This window comes from Streptococcus sp. (assembly GCF_030528045.1).
In the GTDB taxonomy this organism is placed as follows: domain Bacteria; phylum Bacillota; class Bacilli; order Lactobacillales; family Streptococcaceae; genus Streptococcus.
The window spans coordinates 1-20,652 of sequence record NZ_JAUMZR010000013.1 but is presented as its reverse complement, the minus strand read 5'-3'; the positions used below and the strand labels follow the sequence as shown (position 1 = coordinate 20,652).

21 protein-coding genes and 1 pseudogene are annotated in these 20,652 nt (G+C 39.7%); 6 read left to right on the top strand and 16 right to left on the bottom strand.

From position 1 onward, the window contains the following. The 11 genes and pseudogenes from Q4A91_RS03725 to ylqF all read right to left on the bottom strand — a co-directional run bounded on the left by Q4A91_RS03725 (position 1) and on the right by ylqF (position 7,407). Complete coding sequence (locus Q4A91_RS03725) at positions 1-564, bottom strand: hypothetical protein (protein ID WP_303207489.1); 564 nt, start codon at positions 562-564, stop codon at positions 1-3. Beyond that, positions 555-1,145: a hypothetical protein gene (locus Q4A91_RS03720; protein WP_303207487.1), complete on the bottom strand. Its 591-nt coding sequence runs from the start codon at positions 1,143-1,145 to the stop codon at positions 555-557. The genes Q4A91_RS03725 and Q4A91_RS03720 overlap by 10 nt, the downstream gene beginning before the upstream one ends. Further along, positions 1,145-1,579, bottom strand: coding sequence for a hypothetical protein (locus tag Q4A91_RS03715; protein WP_303207486.1), 435 nt, complete (start codon positions 1,577-1,579; stop codon positions 1,145-1,147). Before Q4A91_RS03715 ends, Q4A91_RS03720 begins: the two co-directional genes overlap by 1 nt. 78 nt (positions 1,580-1,657) lie before the next feature. Next, positions 1,658-1,987: a hypothetical protein gene (locus Q4A91_RS03710; protein WP_303207485.1), complete on the bottom strand. Its 330-nt coding sequence runs from the start codon at positions 1,985-1,987 to the stop codon at positions 1,658-1,660. Then, on the bottom strand, positions 1,988-2,425 hold the full coding sequence (locus tag Q4A91_RS03705) for a hypothetical protein (protein ID WP_303207484.1): 438 nt from the start codon (positions 2,423-2,425) through the stop codon (positions 1,988-1,990). A 99-nt stretch (positions 2,426-2,524) separates the two neighbouring features. After that, positions 2,525-2,872, bottom strand: coding sequence for a hypothetical protein (locus Q4A91_RS03700; protein ID WP_303207483.1), 348 nt, complete (start codon positions 2,870-2,872; stop codon positions 2,525-2,527). A gap of 138 nt (positions 2,873-3,010) precedes the next feature. Beyond that, complete coding sequence (locus Q4A91_RS03695; protein WP_303207482.1) at positions 3,011-3,436, bottom strand: hypothetical protein; 426 nt, start codon at positions 3,434-3,436, stop codon at positions 3,011-3,013. A 154-nt stretch (positions 3,437-3,590) separates the two neighbouring features. Beyond that, positions 3,591-4,177: pseudogene (locus tag Q4A91_RS03690) on the bottom strand (CPBP family intramembrane glutamate endopeptidase). A 49-nt stretch (positions 4,178-4,226) separates the two neighbouring features. Further along, positions 4,227-5,777 (bottom strand): ClC family H(+)/Cl(-) exchange transporter, encoded by a 1,551-nt coding sequence (locus Q4A91_RS03685; RefSeq protein ID WP_303207480.1) that lies wholly within the window; start codon positions 5,775-5,777, stop codon positions 4,227-4,229. 12 nt (positions 5,778-5,789) lie between these two features. Next, complete coding sequence (locus tag Q4A91_RS03680) at positions 5,790-6,569, bottom strand: ribonuclease HII (protein WP_303207478.1); 780 nt, start codon at positions 6,567-6,569, stop codon at positions 5,790-5,792. Beyond that, the gene (gene ylqF / locus Q4A91_RS03675) at positions 6,556-7,407 is read right to left on the bottom strand and encodes a ribosome biogenesis GTPase YlqF (protein WP_303207476.1); all 852 of its coding nucleotides are present in this window, start codon (positions 7,405-7,407) and stop codon (positions 6,556-6,558) included. The genes Q4A91_RS03680 and ylqF overlap by 14 nt, the downstream gene beginning before the upstream one ends. Positions 7,408-7,622: 215 nt before the next feature. Here ylqF and Q4A91_RS03670 point away from each other — a divergent pair, with 215 nt between their 5' ends. Together Q4A91_RS03670 and Q4A91_RS03665 are read left to right on the top strand one after the other, a co-directional pair. Further along, positions 7,623-7,838, top strand: coding sequence for an AbrB family transcriptional regulator (locus Q4A91_RS03670; protein WP_001098942.1), 216 nt, complete (start codon positions 7,623-7,625; stop codon positions 7,836-7,838). Beyond that, on the top strand, positions 7,822-8,166 hold the full coding sequence (locus Q4A91_RS03665; protein ID WP_303207473.1) for a type II toxin-antitoxin system PemK/MazF family toxin: 345 nt from the start codon (positions 7,822-7,824) through the stop codon (positions 8,164-8,166). The genes Q4A91_RS03670 and Q4A91_RS03665 overlap by 17 nt, the downstream gene beginning before the upstream one ends. Before the next feature lie 34 nt (positions 8,167-8,200). Here Q4A91_RS03665 and Q4A91_RS03660 read toward each other — a convergent pair whose 3' ends face one another. The 5 genes from Q4A91_RS03660 to Q4A91_RS03640 all read right to left on the bottom strand — a co-directional run bounded on the left by Q4A91_RS03660 (position 8,201) and on the right by Q4A91_RS03640 (position 17,302). Further along, positions 8,201-9,379 carry a hypothetical protein gene (locus Q4A91_RS03660; RefSeq protein ID WP_303207471.1) on the bottom strand — a complete coding sequence of 393 codons (1,179 nt, stop codon included), beginning with the start codon at positions 9,377-9,379 and terminating at the stop codon, positions 8,201-8,203. 17 nt (positions 9,380-9,396) lie between these two features. Beyond that, positions 9,397-13,050 (bottom strand): helicase-exonuclease AddAB subunit AddA, encoded by a 3,654-nt coding sequence (gene addA, locus Q4A91_RS03655; protein WP_303207470.1) that lies wholly within the window; start codon positions 13,048-13,050, stop codon positions 9,397-9,399. Next, positions 13,047-16,322, bottom strand: coding sequence for an ATP-dependent nuclease subunit B (gene rexB, locus Q4A91_RS03650; RefSeq protein ID WP_303207468.1), 3,276 nt, complete (start codon positions 16,320-16,322; stop codon positions 13,047-13,049). Before rexB ends, addA begins: the two co-directional genes overlap by 4 nt. A gap of 106 nt (positions 16,323-16,428) precedes the next feature. Beyond that, positions 16,429-16,848 (bottom strand): EVE domain-containing protein, encoded by a 420-nt coding sequence (locus Q4A91_RS03645; RefSeq protein ID WP_084851227.1) that lies wholly within the window; start codon positions 16,846-16,848, stop codon positions 16,429-16,431. Continuing rightward, a complete protein-coding gene (locus tag Q4A91_RS03640; protein ID WP_303207466.1) occupies positions 16,841-17,302 on the bottom strand; it encodes a MarR family winged helix-turn-helix transcriptional regulator in 462 nt (153 codons plus the stop codon). Before Q4A91_RS03640 ends, Q4A91_RS03645 begins: the two co-directional genes overlap by 8 nt. A 146-nt stretch (positions 17,303-17,448) precedes the next feature. On the opposite strand from Q4A91_RS03640, the gene Q4A91_RS03635 reads away from it, so the two are divergent. The 4 genes from Q4A91_RS03635 to Q4A91_RS03620 all read left to right on the top strand — a co-directional run. After that, entirely contained in the window at positions 17,449-18,258 is an 810-nt protein-coding gene (locus Q4A91_RS03635) for a Cof-type HAD-IIB family hydrolase (protein ID WP_303207465.1), read from the top strand. A 143-nt stretch (positions 18,259-18,401) separates the two neighbouring features. After that, positions 18,402-19,310, top strand: a complete 909-nt coding sequence (locus Q4A91_RS03630) for an ABC transporter ATP-binding protein (protein ID WP_303207463.1) — start codon at positions 18,402-18,404, stop codon at positions 19,308-19,310. 10 nt (positions 19,311-19,320) lie between these two features. Beyond that, positions 19,321-20,073: a hypothetical protein gene (locus Q4A91_RS03625; protein ID WP_303207461.1), complete on the top strand. Its 753-nt coding sequence runs from the start codon at positions 19,321-19,323 to the stop codon at positions 20,071-20,073. Positions 20,074-20,198: 125 nt separating this feature from the next. Beyond that, positions 20,199-20,652: helix-turn-helix domain-containing protein (locus Q4A91_RS03620; protein WP_303207460.1), on the top strand; the 454-nt coding region annotated here is incomplete at its 3' end.

Below are 20,652 nucleotides of genomic sequence, written 5' to 3'. Positions count from 1 at the left end.
TTAGTGGCTGTTTGATTTGTCTCTGCCTGAAACGTATCTATAAGCTGTGCTTGAGTAATAAATACCTTGGCTAGCAAAAATGGCATCAACCTCATAGGGAGCTAATGCTGTGTAGCTTGTAAAATCGATTTTTGACCAAATTTCTTGTAATTCCTGATTGGCTTTTTTGGCTAAGGCGCTCACTTCATCAGCTCCAGTTCTTGCTGCTGTAGCCATAGATGATGATAGGATAGAATCTTGAGCTGCATCTAAGTATATTTCCTCAGAGCTACTAATGCCACCTGATGACCAGTTTGATTTCAAGTCCTTGTAATGAGCCATTCCTCGGAGACTGTTGGCATATGCTCGACAAACGCCACTGATTAAGGGTTTTCCTCCTTTGCCATCTACAAGTTGACCAGTTGCAGGATCAAACTCCCAGTCACCAATTTTATGACTCGAACCATCAAGCCAGTGAATCGTTCTAGGCATAGAGTTTGTAGTGGCCGTATTATACCATTCTGGGTGGTTGAAATCATTCCAGACTACTACGTCATCATTTTTTCTACGGTAATCTATAAACATAGAAGGGTTGCTTTCAATAAATGCTTTTTTTTCAATGAAAGGGCTCCATATTTAAACCAAGCATTAAAGGTAGTCGTAGGTATATGATATTTAGCCCCTACTTTTAGCATATAAGATCCTTGTGAATAACCAGATAGTTGACTAACTTCATATCTGGGATCATCCATAATCTCTTTTACGAATTGGTCAGCAACCTTATATTGTGGAGATAAATAAGTTTGCCTTGCAATTATGGCACTATTGACGTCGCGTGAGCTGAACATAGTTTTATTCACGGGACTATCAGGATCCGTTCCCGCAGCAATCACAGCTACATTTTTATAATCTGGTTTGCCGTTGACAATAGGTGCAACTGCCAGTCCATCAAAACCTGTTTCAGTGTCAGACTTAGTGGCAACAACACGGAATTCTTGACTATCGGAGGTGGTTATAGTGTTGGTTTCGTAGCTAGCTAATTCAGAATCAGATTTACTAACAACAAGCTTCTTATGTTTTCGTCTAGCAAACTCAGAATTCACACTGTAAACTGCAGTATCTCTATTTAAATTATTAAGCTGTTTATCTGTATAACTAAATGACATTATTGTTCTCCTTCATCATTATTAGAATAAGTTATCCTAATTTTTGAAGCAGTTTTACCTTTATTTTCATTTAAAAATTGTCTATCTTTTACTCTATTCTCCCATTCCAATGAAGCATCTGTTATTTCTTCAGTGTCTAGAGAATATCCAACACCATACTTAATTTTTTCTTCATGTTTAAATTTGATTTCTACATCACAAGACCACGAACCCGGAGGGTTTGTGTATTCTGGATTAGAAATCTTAATCCCCTCAATCCCCTGGTAGGAATTCTTTAAAGCATTCACCAAACTAACTTCATACTCTCTATTTCGACGCTCTTCCTGAGACTTCCCTAACATACTAAACATAAAAACACCTCCTGCAGTAATGAATGCAACTAACAAAACGATTAGTAGACTTTTATAACTTTTTTTAGTGTTGGAATTGTTCATTGAAGCTTTTCTCCTTTTTCTTATTATACTATAAGATTTGTCTACATTACACTATAATAAGAAAAAATTATTTTAAATCTACCAATCAATCATAGTAGGATTTCCTAGGTCCGTTCCAGCAGCAATCACAGCTATACTTTTATAATCAGGTTCGCCGTTTACAATAGGTGCAACTGCCAGTCCATCAAATCCCGTTACTGGGTCAGACTTAGTGGCAACAACACGGAATTCTTGACCATCAGAGGTGGTAATCATATTTTTTTCATTTTCCAATAGATTATCGTCTTCTTTATTGACAATAGTATATGTTTGATTTTCATCACGATTTGCATATTCATCATTGACACTGTATACATTCTTCCCGTGATTAAATTCATTAAATTGTTTATCAGTATAATTAAAATTCATTTACTGTTCTCCTGTTTCACCATTTGAATAAATCACTTTTACATTTTTTTCTGTAATTCCACGATGGTTTATCAAATATTGATTATCATCTTTTCGAGAACTATTTTGAAAATCTCTACTTCTTATTTCGTTATTTTGTTTATTAAATGCGATTATATAACTTAGTTGTTTGCTGTCAGAGAAAAATATTTTAACTTTTGCGCCCCAAGCATCAGACGGAATTGATGCATATGAAGGGTCTGTTATATGTACCTCCTCAATCCCTTCATATGAATTCTTTAAGGCATTTACCAAACTAACTTCATACTCTCTATTTCGACGCTCTTCTTGGGATTTCCCTAACATACTAAACATAAAAACACCTCCTGCTGTGATAGTTGCGAGTAGTAAAACTACGAATAATGGTTTATAGCTTTTTCTTAATCTGTCTTTACTCATTGTTATCTCCACTCCTCTCAGCATATTCAGAATTTACACTATAAACATTTATTCCATGATTTAATTCATTGAGTTGTTTATAAGTATAAGTGTATACCATTAGTATTCTCCTTCTGAACCATCTGAATAAATAATTTTTGTGAGTTTACTAGTCTTACCCAAGTGACTATTTAAAAATTCTCGGTCCTCTTTTCTATTCTCTCTTTCTAAGGATACATCAGAAATATGTTTATCATTTTTTGAATAATTAATTTTATATTTTATGCTTCTCTCATTAAAAAATAGTTCAACTACGCAAGTCCAGCTTCCTGGCGGATTTGTGTAGTTTGCATTAGAAAATCTAATTTCTTCAATACCCTCATAACTATCTTTTAAAGTTTCAACCAAACTAACTTCATATTCTCTATTTCGACGTTCTTCTTGAGACTTCCCTAACATACTAAACATAAAAACACCTCCTGCTGTGATAATTGCGATTGACAAAACGATTAGTAACCTTTCTCCTTGAAAACTCTTCGTTCACACTATAAACAGCATAATCTTGGTTTAAATTATTCAAGTGTTCATCAGTATATTGGAAATACATCATAGTTCTCCTTGCTCACTATCAGAATAAGTAATTTTCACTGACTTTAAAGTTTGCCCTTTATGAGTTTCTAAATACTGCCAATCTTCGTTTGTTTCTTGACGTCCACCATAATTGGTTCTATAGTTTAAATGATGATTAATTCCATATGAAAGAGTTCTTTCATCTTTAAATTTAATTTCGACATCACAAGACCACGAACCAAGAGGACTTGTGTATTCTGGATTAGAAATTTTAATCTCCTCAATCCCTTGGTAGGAATTCTTTAAGGCGTTTACCAAACTGACTTCATATTCTCTATTTCGACGTTCTTCTTGAGATTTCCCTAACATACTAAATATAGAAACACCTTCTGCTGTAATGGCTACGAGTAACAAAATGATTAGTATTCTTGTATGACTTTTTTTAATTCCAGAATTATTCATTTATGCTTTTCTCCTTTTTCTTATTATACAATATATTCTAATCATTCTTAACAAAGTAGGGGGGGGTAAAAATCATACTATATACTGAAAATCAGATTTCTAATTCTTAAAAAACCAAATCTTTTTTGATTTGGTTTAAGGTTTATATTTAATTTTATTTATACCAACTATACTCATCTTTTTTATGTACTACCATATAGCAGGATACCAAGATGATGAAGATTTTAAGCAGGTAGGTTTCGTATCGATCAGTGTCTATGGTTAGCTGAGACAAGACGTTAATGATCGAATGTGTCATAACGCAAATCCAGAGATTCTTTGTTTTGTTATAAAGAGTTGAGAGTATGAAAGAATTCGACAGCAATCCAAATAACCACCAAAGACAATAAATTTGAAGAACATCAAAAATGGGAGATACCAGCTAAATTCTACTATTTTTCCACTAAACATTAGAAAAGAAAAATCAAGGATAATAAGGAAAAAAGATAATAAATAGTGTTTATAACTGGTATGAATGTTAAAAAAATCGTTAACGATCTTCTTAAAAGGAATATGAAAATAGTGATTTGCAACAATTATTCCCCAAAGAGCTGAGGAAATCCCACCAACAATGATTCCTAAAATAGTTAATAGATTGGAATGAATAGAAAAATGATTCAAGAGAAAGAAAAGGAGACAAACTGATACTATTTGGCTAAATACGCCTAGCAAATATACTGCAATTGCCTTATTTCTTTTCATTGAGAATCCTTTCAATAATATTTTACGTAAAATAAATTATGTAAAAAACTTACAACAACAAATCTTTGACTTTCCCAATTTCACTTTTTGGAATCACCAGGTGAATCATATCACCCAGATACATTCTAGTTGAGCCGTTAACGGTTTGGCTTTTGCCATTATGGACTTGGGTGGTAATGAGTACGTTATGTGGCAAGTTGAGCTCGTGAACCTGTTTTCCTGCTATTTTATCTGATACAGGGATTTCAATGAGGGTGATTTCTCCTTCATCTGTCGCTTCTTCTGGCAGCATTTTTTCTAGCATGGCCTCATAGACTGGCGCACCTTTAAGTAAATCCATGATGATATAGGCAACTAGGGTTACCAATCCAAGTGGCATGAGATTGCGAATGTCACCTACCATTTCGGTTACCAGAATCATAGCGGTTAAGGGAGCTTTTGATATTGCTCCAAAGTAGCCACTCATTCCCAAAATGACAAATATAGGGAATTGCTCCTGACTGACAAGTCCAATATTCACACAAATGACACCAACTAGGGCACCAAGTAAGGAACCAAGCGCTAAAATGGGTAGGAAAATTCCTCCTGGGAGGCCACTTCCATAACTAATCATACTCCAAACAAAGCGGATCAAAAAGTAAGCTAATAGAACTTGGAAACTAAAATTTTGCTCAGTTAAGGAAAGAACCAGCTGATTTCCACCACCAAGAATTTGTGGCAAGAAAATCCCGACTGGTATGATAAGGATAAAGGCTAGGATTGGATAATAAGCTTTATCCAAATGAATTTTTTGACCAATCCAGTCATAAATTCGACCAACATTGAGTACAGCCTTCTCATAGAGAAAACCAGAAAGTCCGAGAAAAACTCCCATAAAGAGGTAAATCCAATACTGGTCTAGGGTCATGAGAGGAATGTTGTCTGGCATATCTAGTACGGGTGTTAGGCCAAATATGAGCAGAGAAACAAAGTTTGCTACGAGACTGGCTGCTAGAGTTGAGACCCAAAAAAAGCGGGAAAAATGGTGATAGACTTCTTCTACAACAAAGAGGAGACCTGCAATTGGTGCATTAAAGGCAGCCGCTAAACCTGCAGCAGCTCCACTGGCAATCAGGGAACGTTCCTCTACTGGGCTAGATTTGAGCCACTTGGCTATACCTTTACCACCAACTGCTCCAAGTTGAATACTTGGCCCTTCTCGACCTAGCATAAGGCCACTTGCAATAGCAAGAATGCCTAGAATATATTTTTTCCAAAGGACACTCCACCAATTTAGAGTCATCAGTCCCTTTAGTTCGGCTTCGACTTGAGGAATTCCTGAACCCTTGATATCTTTTTCTGACCGAGTTAGTTTCGCACTGAGCCAGCAAACGAATACATAAAATAGACCAATGATAAAAAGATTGCGCACTAGGTGCGCTGGTTCTTGATAGAGTCCTTGTATCAGATGGAAGCCCTTTTCGATTAAGAAACGAAAGGATCCGACGATTAGCCCGACGACGAGACCAACAATGATTCCTCGTCCAACTTGGGATAATATGGTGCTTGAGGCAAAGGCAAATTCTTTCTTAGAACTGAGTGTTTCTGACTGTTCCTCCATAATCATTTCCTCTTACTTGTCTTTCTTAGGTGAAACCAGTGTTTTGACTGGTTCAAAACTGGTTCGGTGAATTGGGGTGACACCTAGTTTTTCTAGTCCTTCTAGATGTTTAGCTGTCCCGTATCCTGCATTAGCTGTAAAATCATAGCCGGGATATTGCTGATCGTATTCCTTCATCAATTCATCCCGTGTCACCTTGGCCACTATAGATGCAGCTGCGATGGAGAGGGAGTTGGCATCTCCTTTGATAATGGAGGTTTGTGAAATTGGTAACTCCAGTTTCATGGCATCTATCAAGAGGTGCTCAGGTTGCGGACTGAGCTGGGAGATTGCTTCCTTCATGGCTAGTTTGTTAGCTTCATAGATATTGACTTGGTCGATGACCTGATTATCCATGATACCAATCCCAATTGATAAAGCTTGGTCTTGAACAGCTTGATAAATCTCCAGATGTTTCTTTTTGGGGATCTTTTTGCTATCGTTGAGGCCTTTAATCTTACAATTTTTAGGTAAAATAACAGCTACAGCAACTACAGGGCCAGCAAGAGGACCACGTCCAACCTCATCAACACCTGCAATTAGGGTCAATCCTTGCTTGTAAAGCTCTTTTTCGTAGGAAAGCATGGACTCTAGGCGAAGGTCTTCATCCAGTTCAGCCTGAATGGCTTTTTTACGCTTGTTGATTTCCTTTTGAACTCCAGAACGAGGATCTTTTTCCAGTTCAGGAAAAAGGGGATTGTCTAATTCTTTGACAGTGGCAAGAAGGTCTTTGATTTCTTTAATCGTCGTCATCGATGTCATCCAATGTATCTAAGGTATAGTTACCGAGTTTTCCATCACGGACTTCCTTGACGAAGAGGCTGTAAAAGCGGTCGTAGTCGTCTCGGAAACCGAGGGCACGTGTCATATCCATAATAATAACAGGCGCTTCTTCTTCTATCTTCATTTGTTTGAAGCGTTCAGCAAGCTTTTCTGGATAGTGTTTTTTGAAATAATTGAGACCAAAAATGGTCACTTCATCCATTGGGAGTAGTTGATCTTTAATTGCTCCAGTCAAGGCTAGTTTCAAAGCAACGGTTTCGTCTTCGAACTTAGGCCAGAGAATCCCTGGCGTGTCTAGGATTTCAAGATCTTTATTGGTTTTGAGCCACTGTTGCCCCTTGGTAACACCTGGTTTATTGCCGACAACCGCAATCTTTTTCCCAGCCAAACGGTTCATGAGAGTTGACTTACCGGCATTTGGAATTCCGATAATCATGGTCCGCAAGGTTTCGATCTTGATACCGCGTTCTTTCTGGCGTGCAATCTTATTAGCCATGAGCTTTTTAGCAGCATCAGTAACAACTTTTACAGTTACTTGCTCTTTGGAGTTGATAGCCAGAGTTTGGATTCCCTGTGATTCAAAATACTGACGCCATTCTTTGGTCATTGCGGGATCAGCAAGGTCTGCCTTGTTCAAAATCAAGAGTTTTGGTTTATCCCCCACAATCTTAGTTAACATAGGATTTTGACTAGATAAAGGTAGCCGAGCATCCACCAAAATCGTCACAAAATCAACAAATTTTAAATTCTCCTGAACTTGCCGCCGAGCCTTAGACATGTGGCCCGGAAACCATTGAATAGTAGCCATAATATTTTCCCCTTCCGACTAAAAAAAACGTAGTAAAAACGTTTTCTTTCTTACTACCTATTCTATCATAAATGAGGAACTTTTGCACAGGCTTTGACCACAATAAATGACAAATAGTATAGGTGCGAAACATCCTTGATGCCAGTCAGGATTTACTTGACTTTTTTTGCCAACAGGTATATACTTAGTGTATACTAATTCGTGGAGGTAGAGTAATGAATACAGTAAAGACTCGGAAGGTGGGGAATTCTCTCACTGTGACCATTCCTAAAAATTTAGGTATGACAGAAGGTCAAGAAATGGTCGTCTACAAAGGGATTGACGGAGTCATTGTCTTAGCTCCAAAACTGAAAGATCCTTTTGATGGGATTACTGATTTGAGAATGACAAACGATTTTGAAGGGGTAAGGTCACTTGATAGCGAAATCTGACTATATTCCTGAAAAGCAGGATATCATTTGGCTGGACTTTGATCCATCAGTCGGTCGGGAAATCCAGAAACGGCGACCTGCCTTGGTAGTTTCTAGGAGAGAATATGCCTTGCAAACTGGTTTTGTAGCTGTCTGTCCTATCACTCATGGCCAACAACGTTTGGCTGAAAAAGGCTTGCTCGTTCCTGTCTCGTCAGACAAGGTCAATCCATTTCAACTGTATACCTTTGATTTTCGGATGCGTAATGCTCAAAAAATAACAAGAATGGACACACAATGTTTTCAGAAAGTCGTCCAACTTTACCAGTACATCTTTGGTGATACTTAAATCCTACCATGCATAGACAAGGTAGGATTTTTTTCTATATGAGCAACCTATCTAAAAACGGATGAAGACAATTGAGTAGAATCCCTCTAATCCAGCTTTCTTGTGCAGATGATAGATGTTCTTCCTGAAGGCATTCTTTTAGAAAATCGCGGACTTGTTCTGATGCAATTTCAAACTCAAAGGCTTTCATCTTGTAGAAAAAGTCGATGAGATGCTCAGATAAGTTTTCATCTGAAAAGGGTACTTCTCTACTTTTTCGATATTCTAATAGAAGCCGAGAAAATCTAGCTTTTTCATCAGGCAAATCCCGAAAATAGGAATTAAGAAGCCAGGTCTGCTTCTGCTTTCGTTCAATCAGATCTTGGTTTGCAATTCGCTGATCCTTTTCAAGCTCCTTCTGGTTTTGCTTAGCCTTGATAGCCCGTTCGTCTCTATTTTTTCCAAAGAGGATTTTCTCCCATTTTCGTTCTTCTTGGGTCAAGGTTTCTGTAAAGCCAAAGTAATCTTGATAGGCTCGTTCTGCAGGTCTCATAGCAAGAATGAGGTTGTCAGCGTATTGCTTGGCGATTTTATCTCTTTTCTTGCGTTCTTTATCTGCTTGAATCCGTAAATGCTGCTCGTAGTCGATTTTCTCCTTGCCTAGTTTGACAAGGTAGAGTTGGTCATCAGTCTTACCAAGTAAAAAAGGTTTGATACACTTTTCCAGCACTTCTTCCATACGAGCCTTCTTCTTTGGATCTGCCTTGGTCCAACTTCCGCCTTGAAAGACCTCTAGGAAGAGCTGATAGCCTCTCTCAGGCGCGAATTGATTGCCACGATTGGCTTTGAAAACACCTTTCTCCCAAAACCATTTTAAAAGTCGCTCGTCAAAATCGCTTTTATTGACCTTGATTTTCAACTTTTTCTGAGCCTTTCTGGTTAGATTTTCAACTTTTCTGAGCAGTTTTTCTTCCTCTTCGAGTTGCTGGTCTAAAGTCAGTCTATGAAAATGGCGAACACAGTCGCTTCCTATAGGAAAGAGACGTTGGCCTGTAACTCCGTTAAAGAGTTCGTAGGCGTATTTTATGGCATTCCCGCAAACACAATTACTACGGCCAATACCATTAAAAATCAAGGAAACTTCATTCCATTCCTTGGTAGCTTGATCCCAAGTATCGGCTTTTGAAGCCTGTAAAACCGCATCATGCAGGGATTTTCTAACTGGAAGAGTCATGAGGTTTCCTTTCTAGGTTATACTTTTACAACCTGAACCTCGTCTTTACCGAGTAAAATCAAGTATTTCTCAATATTTTCAATCAAATAAGCTCGTGATAAGGCCTCTCCGTATAGGGCTAACTGACCACGATAGCGGTCTATGAGTTGACTTGGTTCATCGTAACGGTCTGTCTTGTAGTCGAAAAGAACGATACGATCCTTATAAAGCAGATAGCCGTCCAAGATCCCACGAACAACGAAGTCTTCCTGACTCTTTTGATCTTTTTTGAGCATGGAGAAAGGTTGCTCGCGGTAGAGATGGTCGGTATTAGCGAGAATCTCCTGACCAAGTGGTGTTTCAAAGAAGGCGAGAATTTTAGAAAGATTGATCTTTTCCCTAACAGCTGGACTAGTCTGAACTTGTTTGAGAGTTTCTGCCAGACTAGCAAGTGTTGGTTGCTGACTAAGGTCAATTCTTTGCATCAGTTCGTGGGTAGCACTACCAATCTCAGCTCCTGTTACCTTTTCTTTAGTTGAAAAATCTGGTAAATCAAAGCTGATTCGCTTTTCCGGTGATGGAGTTTGGTTAGCAATTTCTACCCCTTCCATATCCATAACGGGTTCGTAGAATTTCTTGATTTGGCTTGGGGTTTGAACACTTGGTAGTTCAATGGCTGCGCGGTGAAGAGTATTATAAACTTCCACCTCTTTCAGCATTTCCAAAGCTTCTTTGATAGTTTCTGACTGGCGATTGTCTGCTTGAGAGCTATCTTGTAGAGGACTCTTGTTTTCCAACTCTCCGATAGCTTCTCTAGTCAACTGCTCTTCACCAATAAAACGATAGCTAAAGTTGAGATTGTCCTTGGCAAATACTTTACTGATAGCCCAGATCCAATCTTGGAAATTTCTTGCTTGCAGTCTGGTATTGCCATCTAATTTTCCATTGTTTGCTGCCGGGTATTCCTTGGCTTCTAGCTTTTCACGAGACCCCTTACCGACAAGATAAAGTTTTCTCTCCGCCCTCGTCATGGCAACATACAGCAGACGCATCTGCTCTGAATAGCTAGACAATTGCAGTTCTTTCTCATTCTGCGTATAAGTTAAGCTAGGAATAGAGAGTTTAATGGTTTTAGGATAGTGTGCTTCCACTGCTCCTGTTTCCACCTTGGCAATGTATTTGACACCAAGCCCATTTTGACGACTGAGAATAACGTCTGACATCGAGTCTTGCTTGTTGAAGTCCTGATCCATGTTGAGGATAAAGACATAAGGAAACTCCAGACCTTTGCTCTTGTGAATGGTCATGAGCTCCACTGCATCTTTTGGCGGAGCGACGGCAACGCTTGCGAGATCGTGCTGGGCTTCTAAGACTTGGTCAATCATACGAATAAAACGAGACAAGCCCTTGAAATTGCTCTTTTCAAACTGATCAGCACGTAGCGCTAGGGCATAGAGATTGGCCTGTCTAGCAGGTCCGTTCGGCAAAGCCCCAACATAGTCATAATAAAAACGGTCATTATAAATCTTCCAAATCAAGTCATAGAGAGAATGAGTTTTGGCATACAAGCGCCAAGAATCCAAAATATCCAAGAATTGATTGAGTTTTTCAGCTAGAGCTGTATAAATCAAGTTTTTCTTACTTGTTGCCTGTTTTTGAGCATTGACCAGTTTCTCATAGAGGTTTTCTTGGACATTATCTTCTACTTTCTGAAGGGATAAGCGTGCCAACTCGTCCTCATCAAAACCAAACATAGGAGACTTCATAAGGGCAACCAAGGCATAGTCTTGCAGGGGATTGTGAATGACACGCAGGGTGTCTAGCATGACTTGTACTTCTAGGGATTGGAGATAATTGTTTTGCTCACCGTCGGTTTTAACTGGAATTCCGTACTCAGACAGGGCGAGGAGAATCTGGTCATTTCGACTACGACTGGAAGTCAAAAGGGCAATTTCTTTGAAGGCAACACCTTTTTCCTGATGGAGTTTCAAGATTTCCTTGATAACTAGGCGCATTTCCCCAGTGAGTTTCGTGTCTGCCTGACTCTCTTCCTCTTCTTGCCCACTATCGTCCTTATCGTAGAGGAGAAATTCTGCCTTGTTGTCTGGATTAGAAGTCAGTTTGGTATTGGCAAAGACAAGCTGGTGCATACTGTCGTAGTTAATTTCGCCGACTTCTTGGTCCATAAGGCGTGCAAAAACATCATTAGTTGCTGACAGCACTTCTGAACTACTACGGAAATTTTCCTTGAGGAGAATCAATTTGCCTTCTTGGGGATTTTGCGCATAGCATTGGAATTTTTCATTGAAGATCTGAGGATCTGCCTGACGGAAACGGTAGATGGACTGCTTGATATCTCCCACCATAAAGCGATTGTGATCATTCGACAGCAATTCCAGCATTCGTTCTTGAATGTGGTTGGTATCCTGATACTCATCGACCATGACTTCGTGGAATCGTTCCTGATAAGCCTCGCGGACTTGTGGGAAATTCTCTAAAATCTCAATGGTGAAATGACTGATATCAGCAAATTCAAAAGCATTTTCCTGGCGTTTACGTTCACGATAAGTCTCCACAAAATCACTCATAAAGGTTTGGAAGGTTTTAGCTAGCTCCCAGGTGTCTTCATGATAACGCTCTTGATAGTCGAGAATGGTTATCTGGTCCGCCAGTTGTCCTAGTTTAGCAAACTGGGCCTTTCTCTCATCGTTATAGGCATCAGCCAGTGGCTTCAATTCGGCCTTACGACTGGAGTTAGTCAGAGCTCGACCATTTTTCTCCTTAGAGATGGCGACAATACGCGCAAGCACTGCTTGATAAGCCTGGCTATCGGACTCTTGATTTAAGGAGCTAATTTCATCCAGAACCTGTTGCACAGCTTCTAAATAGGTAGCTTTTGGAAACTCCTTTGCATCGTTATCCAGATGATAACGGAGGAAACTTTCCAAATCCCGGAGCGCCTGTTTGATTTGCTCAGTTAATTTGTCTTTTTCAATTACAAAGTCAGCTGTTTCAAATCCTTTGAGGAAAGAGTTACTCAACCATTTTTGTGGACTGCTGGTGGATTGAAGAAAATCATAGATTTTGTAGACTTGCTGGCGCAGACCTCGTTCATCCTTACCTCGTCCAGCAAAGTTCTTGACCAAGCGACTAAAGTTTTCTTTATTTTCACCTTGGTAATGGGCTTCAAAAACCTGATGAAAAACTTCGTTTTTTAAGAGTAACTGTTCACTTTCATTTTGTAGAATACGGAAATTCGGTGCGATATCAATCAGATAGCCATGTTTGCCAAGGAATTTTTGTGTGAAAGAGTCCATGGTTCCGATGGCAGCGTTTGGCAGGTCTGCCAACTGACGTCCCAAGTGTTGTTTGAGATCAACATCATCGGTTTCTTGGATTTGTTGGCTGATTTTTTTCTCCAAACGTTCTTTGAGTTCGGTCGCAGCCTTGACGGTAAAGGTTGAGATAAAGAGTTGGCTGATTTCCACGCCACGTGCTAATTGGTCCAGAATACGCTCGGCCATAACAAAGGTTTTCCCTGAACCAGCAGACGCTGAAACAAGGATATTTTGCCCTGCTGTATAAATGGCTTCGATTTGCTCGGCCGTTTTCTTCTGTTCCTTGCTCGAATTCGCTTCTGCTTCTTGCAATTTTTGAATTTCTTCCTCAGTTAAAAAGGAAATGGGCTTCATCGATTCAACTCCTCTCTCATTTTCTCAAACCAAGCTTGCTTGAGTTTTTCTCCGACCAGACGTTTGCCGTCAGACAACTCTAATTTCTCAAGGAAACGGGCTTGTCCCAAGTGGTAATTTGCTTCAAAACCTGTGATGGCTTGGTGTTGCTGGACGTACGGGGCAATGCTTCTGCCATTTTCGGTATAGGGATTGATGGCGAACTGGCCTGCTAAAATCTTCTCAGCTGCTTTCTTGTAAAGATGGGCATTGTAGTCCAGTAGGATCTGGAATTCCTCATCCGTCAACTGGTTGGCCTTGTTTTTGTTGTAAAATTCGCCCAAGTGACTGCTTTCTTTCTCTAAAAAGAGTCCCTGGTATTTCATAGACTTGCCGGCTTCTGCTACTGCTCCAGCCAAACTTTTAACAGATGATAAAGATTGGACAGGTTCAGCCATTTCCAAGTACATGGCACCGAAAAAGTTCTGCTCCCCTTCTCTTTTTAGGGCAGCAAGATAGGTAGGCAGTTGGGAATTAAGCCCATTAAAGAAATGAGGAAACTGGAACTGAGTCAGACTAGACTTGTAGTCCACCACTCCTATCGCGCCATCTGCTTTCAGGCGGTCAATGCGGTCAACCTTGCCTCGAACATGGACACTCCGACCATTATCCAATTGAATAAAGGCCTGATCTTTGCCGCCAAATGTTGCTTCCTCTTGGATAGTTTCGATGGCTGGATTATGACGAAGGATGTGGCCCGTAGTTCGCGCGACATCGAGAAGAATTTCCTTGGTAAACTGGGCTTCCAAACTTTCCTGATAGATAGCTTCAAATTCGCGTTCCTGACTGGTTTCTTGAATAGCTTGCTCCAAACGCTGGTCAAAGGAATTTTCAGCAGGTAGTTTCAAGGCATGTTCAAAAATACGATGCAAGAAATTCCCATGACTGCGAGCATCAGGACGAAGGCGCAATTCTTCCTGCAAACCTAAGACATAACGGAGAAAATAACTGTATTCATTGCGGTAAAACTCCGTCAAACCAGACGTAGACAGGTAAAACTCCTTGTCAGCGGGATAGAGAGCCTGCAAGGTCTCTTTAGCTAATGGCTTGCTGCTTGGACTAGTTGGGAGTGCTGGATTTGTAAGACCTTTTTGATCAAGTTTTTTCCCCATCACACGCGCTAGTACCTTGACAAAAGTCAAATCCTGCTCAGTATCACTCGTCTCACCCTGCTGATGATAGGCCACTAGACTAGACAAGAGACTGTGATAAGAACCCATATCATCCTTAGACAGACTTTTTTGATGAATCTTCTTCTCTATCCGGCTAAATCCAAAACCCACCAGTTCCTGAAGATAGGCCGATTCCTTGCTCTCATTTTCATTGAGGAGACTTGGAGCTGACAAAATCAACTGATTACGGGCAGCATTGACTAAAGAAAGCATGGTGTAGCGATTTTTCTTGAGGTTTTCACTACTTGCAATCAGTAATTGCGCACCCTCTTCAGTCGCTTGATTTAGGCTTTGTCGTTCTTCATCTGTCAAAAGACTGGTATTTTGCGCGATTTTTGGTAAATGATCCTGAGTCAGCCCAATGGCGTAGACAAAGTCAGTGGTCAGAGGGGCAATCAGATCGTAACTCTGCACCAGAACGGTATCAACAGTTGCTGGAATGGTGCGATACTGGGACAAACTCATTCCAGAATGGAGCAAGGCTAGGAAATCCTCTAGACTAACTTGTGTACCAGCGAAAACGGTCGCAAATTGTTCTAAAACATGACCGAACGCCTTCCAAACTTCGGCTTGTCTTTCCTGTTCAAGAGCTTCCATGGTAGCTGTCAATTCTTGCATCTGCTTGCTTAAAGCAGCATTTTTTAGAAAAGTATTCCACTTTTGCAAGAGATTTTCAGTCTTTTGCTTCCGACTGGCAAATAAGGTTTCAAGTGGCGCCAAAACTCGCAGACGAATAGCGTTCAAACGTTCCAAATCGAATTTTCCGTGATGGGATTTGGTGAAGGTCTTCTGAAAAGCAGGCAAGCCATTGATGCCAAGGTAGCGGAGATATTGCTCAAAAGCATCAATATCAGCCTGACTAAAGTCAGTATACAGACCAGTTCTGAGGAGATTAATCAAATCCTCCTGACGAAAACGGTAGCGTTTCAAACGCAAAATAGATTCGACATACTGAGTCAAAGGATGATGAGCCATGGATTCACTTCTACCAAGATAGAAAGGAATCTGGTACTGGTCAAAAATAGTTTTCAACGATAACTGGTAAGAAGCCACATCACCCAGCAAAATACGGAAATTCTTGTAACTCAGATCTGGATGGTCATGTAATTTCTGACGAATGCTACGCGCTACTAACTCCAACTCCTCTTTTTGCGTCAAACAAGACCAAACTTGCAGATTTTCACGGTCTTTCTCGTCGACATCTAAAGCGAGTTCTGAAAAATCATAAGAAGACTCCAGCAAACGAGAAGCCTTGTCAAAACAATCCATCTTCTCATGTATCTGAGAAAGATCCTGAGCAGGTGTTTGGTATTTTGCCCCCAAATGATGAAGAAATTCCACACTGGCTTGATAGAGATTCCCTTCAGTGAACGGACTGGTATAGGGTTTCTTGCTTGCATAGGCCCCAATAACAATCTCGGCACCTTTGCGATGAAGTAGATCCACTACACGCTCTTCCTCGGCAGAAAAACGAGTAAATCCATCAATAACCAAGGCAATCTGACTGAAATCACTGCTTACCTTGTCATTCTCAATAGCCTCAATCAAATGGGACAACTGACTTCCCTGAGCCAACTGGCTTTGATTGAGATAAGCAGTCACTTTCTCAAAAATCAAGAGTAAGTCTGCCCGCTTGTCCTCATCCGTCAAACTTTCCAAGTCCAAAAAATTCATCTGAGCAGTCGTTATCTCATGATAAAGTTCAACCAACTGCTGGATAAATTGAGTATCCTGCTTAATCGCACCATAAACACGCAAGTCCTTGGGATCCAGTTCCGCAAGGCATTTGTAAAAGACCATCCCAAGACCGATATCATCCAGACTGGTATTAGCTGGTAAATCATTCAAGATTAGGTAACGAGCCATCTGAGCAAAACGCGTGACGGTAATCGCAAAAGAAGCCTGCTGGGACAAGCATTCCAGCACGGCGCGTTCCTTTTCAAAAGAAAGAGAGTTGGGGGCGATGTAGAAAACCCGCTTGCCTGTAGCAACTAGCTCTTCTGCCTCTCTCGTTAAAATTTCAGTCAAAGAAGTCCGAATATCAGTGTAAAGTAATTTCATCTCAGCCTCGTTTGCTTTATCAAAGTTTCTTACTCTATTATAGCAAAGTTCGCTTCACAGTCCAAATCCAAAATTCTAGTTGACAATCATTTAACTAGGAAATCAATCATGCTTCATCATCCACTTTCATATGCTGAAAGATATAGAGGAAAAAGTCTTTGGAAACTTCAAAATGCCCATAACGGAGTCGAGAAGTATAATCTTTCCATTCAGGATGTTGTCTGGCTATTTCTATGGAGCAATCTTTGACTGGTTGATAATACTCGACATTTCGTCTAAAGGGAAAGAATCCTTCGAACTGCTCTACTTGATAGGCCTTGTCGTCTATAATTTTACCCACGGCCACAAAAGCCTGTAACTTGTCTTGACCGTTCATATCGTATTTTGGGCTATAGTATAAAAGATAGTCACCTTTTTTCATACGATTTAAGGGACCGCCCTTTCCATGACAGACCTGACAAAAATTCCCTTCAACTCCTCTTAAAACATGGTTCTTTGAAACAACTCCAACCCAATATCTAGGCATTTTTATCCTCCAACTCTACTAACATGCGATTAAAACTTTCTCTATCTTCAGAAAGTTTATCAAAAAATTCTTCATCAACCCCTTCTACTAAAGGTAAAGCTTGATTGACCTTCTCCGCGCCAGACTTCGTCACTGAGACCAGTTTTGCCCGACTATCCTTTGGGTGTTGATCGCGTCTAATGTAGTCCTTATTCTCCAGCAGCCTAACAATCTGGGAAACCGTCATGACATCCATACCGGTGAACCGAGCAATATCAACTTGCGTTACATATTCCTCTCTATTAGACAAAAACAAGAGCGAGGTTAAAACGATAAATTGAGGCAAAGTGAGACCAACTGATTTCAAGACTCTTTTTAAATTGCTTTCCCACTTGTTGTAGACTTTGATGAACAGAAGACCTGTAGATTCTGTTTCATCATTTTTGTAAATTGAATTAAAGTGATACTTTGACATTATTTCTCCTTGAATATTAAGTATACATATTATATAAGAATTTACTTTGTTTTTCAAGAAAAGGAAAGTCAAATGTTACAATTCTGTCAGACATTTTATAGTCTATATGCTATAATAAAAGCAAAACACCTAGAAAAGGAAGTCTTATGATTAAACTACTAGCCTTGGATATGGACGGAACCCTCCTTAACGAAGCCAAGGAAATCCCACAAGCTCACATCACTGCCATTCACCAAGCTATTGAAAAAGGTGTCAAACTGGTTCTTTGTACAGGTCGCCCGCTTTTCGGTGTTCTTCCTTACTACAAAAAACTGGGTCTGGATCTTCAGAATGAGTATGTCATTGTCAATAACGGTTGTTCAACTCACCAGACCAGTGACTGGGGGCTAGTTGACTGGCAAGAACTCAGTCCAGCTGACATCGAATACCTCTATGACCTAGCAGAAAAAAGCGACATCCAGTTAACTCTTTTTGATGAGAAACATTATTTTGTCCTCGGTGGTAAGCCTAATGAAATTGTTCAAAATGATGCCAAGCTCGTCTTTTCAGACTTAACTGAAATTTCTCTTGAAGAAGCGACTAGTGGCAAGTATCGGATGTTCCAAGGCATGTTTTTGGGCACCAAAGAGCAAACAGACGATTTTGAGCAGCGGTTTGCTGAGGAACTCTGTCAACGATTTAGCGGTGTTCGTTCGCAGCCTGTCATTTATGAAGCCATGCCACTTGGAACGACAAAGGCTACTGCTCTTTCTCGACTAGCAGAGATTTTGAAGATCGAGCCCTCAGAGATTATGGCCATGGGCGATGCCAATAACGATATCGAAATGCTTCAGTTTGCAGGACTGGGCATTGCAATGGGAAATGCCAGTGACCATGTCAAATCCCTTGCTAATGACGTTACAGCCAGCAACGAAGAAGACGGCGTTGCGCGTGCGATTGAGAAGTATATTTTATAGCAACAAAGCCCAGTTCATGTCAACTGGGTTTTGTTTTTTTTTAAGAATCACAAAACTTTAGAAACTCTTTAGAATTACTTGATATTTCTTTGATTTCTATAGCTTATACTAAAGTTAGAAAAATAAATCAAAAGGAGAAAATCATGAAAACAGTACTCGAAATTCATGGACTGACCAAACAATTTGGTAACCAAGCTATTCTTCAAGATCTTAGTCTAAGCATAAAAGAGGGAGATATTTATGGTCTAATTGGAAAAAATGGAGCAGGTAAAACTACTCTTATTAAAATCATTACACAATTATTGTTTGCGGACAAAGGTACAGTTTCCCTCTTTTCTAGTCAAGGACAAAATGAGTGGACCAAGGCATTATCTCAAGTGGGTTCTGTTATCGAATCACCTGTAGCTCACAATCACTTGACAGCATACCAGAATCTGAAATATTATTGTATGATTCGCCATATTCCGAATGCTGATAGGGTGATTCATGAGACCTTAGACTATGTTGGTTTGTCAGATACAGGAAAAAAAGTCTTTCGTGATTTCTCACTAGGAATGAAACAAAGACTTGGAATCGCCATTGCCCTCCTATCAAAACCCGACTTCCTGATTCTTGATGAACCTATTAACGGTCTCGACCCAATTGGAATCAAAGAATTTCGTCTCATGATCCAGCGACTCAATCAAGAAAAAGGCATAACTATCCTTATCTCTAGCCATATCTTGTCAGAGCTCTATCTCCTAGCTAATCGCTTTGGTATTCTGGATCAAGGTAAGATTATCCGTGAAATCAGTAAAGCTGAGTTTGAAACACTGAGTGAGGATTATATTGTGCTTAGAACAAGCGATAAAGAAAGAGCTTGTCAGGTATTGAAAGAACAAATCCAGCTCCAGTTTAAGGTTGTCAATACTGAAAATGAAATCCATATCTTTGGTAATGAACAAGATGTCAAACAGATTCTTAAGCAACTAACTTTGTCCGATGTTGCTATTGATGAGATTTACTTTGCCCGTCAAAACCTAGAAGAATACTTCACCCAATTGGTAGAATAGGAGAAAAATCATGATACATACCATTCAAGCAGATTTTTACCGTCTTTTCCGCCCCAAAGGATTCTGGATTACAGAATTCATTCTCTTTGTACTTATGTTACTGGGTGCTACTATTGGCGCTACAGGGCATCTAATGTCAGTTCAGGCAGCACCACCTGAGCTTCCTACCCATGGTTGCAATGGGATAGAATCTCTAATCAACGCGTCAAATAACGGCTCAAACCTCGTTTTCCTCTGTATTATTCTAGTGTGTTTAGTTCTTGGAGTTGATCTAATCGGTAAGCTTTATAAAAATAGTTTGACAGTTGGCGTTTCTCGTACAGAATTTTTCCTTGCTAAATTCTTTGTTCTAGCAAGTATCGCTCTCTTACAACTCATCACCAGTCTTGTGATTGCCTTTATTCCCGCGACTCTACTAAATGGACTTGGTACAATACCTGATGGTTTTGTTACTAATCTCCTCTTGACGATTTCCCTTCAATTTTTATGTCTACTCGCTTGGCTTTCGATTGTCTCCTTTATTCTCTACCTAACTCATTCTTATCTTGCTGTATTTATTGGTTATCTGATTAGCTCTATTGTCGTTTCTATTCCAATTCTTGTTTTCCCAGACATTGAAATTCTACGATATTTAATTCTAGATTTTGCCTATGCTATGACTACTAATAGTCAAGCTATTCTCTATACCATCACGGTTTGCGTAACAGTCATACTTTTCTTCTCTTTCAGTGGACTGATTATTTTCAAGAAGAAAAGCTTATAAAAAGGGCTCTATAATATCTGTAGTGGGTAAAAACCACTATGGAAATTATGGAGCTTTTTGAATACACAAAAAGTCCCATAAGACTTATAATGAAAAGCACTCAAACCATCATTAGAAAGGATCTTATGGAACATATTCATCATACCACACAACTCATCGGAATGAAAGACAAAAATATCACCCTAAACAAAGCCTTGAAACATGAGACTCACATTGAGCTAATGGCTACATTAGACTACCAGCCTCCCAAGTGTAAGCATTGCATGGGAATACAAATCAAATATGATTTTCAAAAGCCGTCTAAAATCCCCTTTATTGAAATTGCTGGCCATCCTAGTCTCATTCGATTGAAAAAGAGACGTTTTCAGTGTAAATCCTGTCATAAAGTCACCGTTTCAGAAACAAATCTCGTTAAGAAAAATTGTCAAATCTCCGAACTCGTCAGACAAAAGATTGCTCAGCTATTAATAAACAGAGAGCCTCTGACCCATATCGCCTCTAAACTGGCTATTTCAACTTCTACAGTCTATCGAAAACTAAAAGATTTCAAATGGAATGAGGGATATAACACCTTGCCTG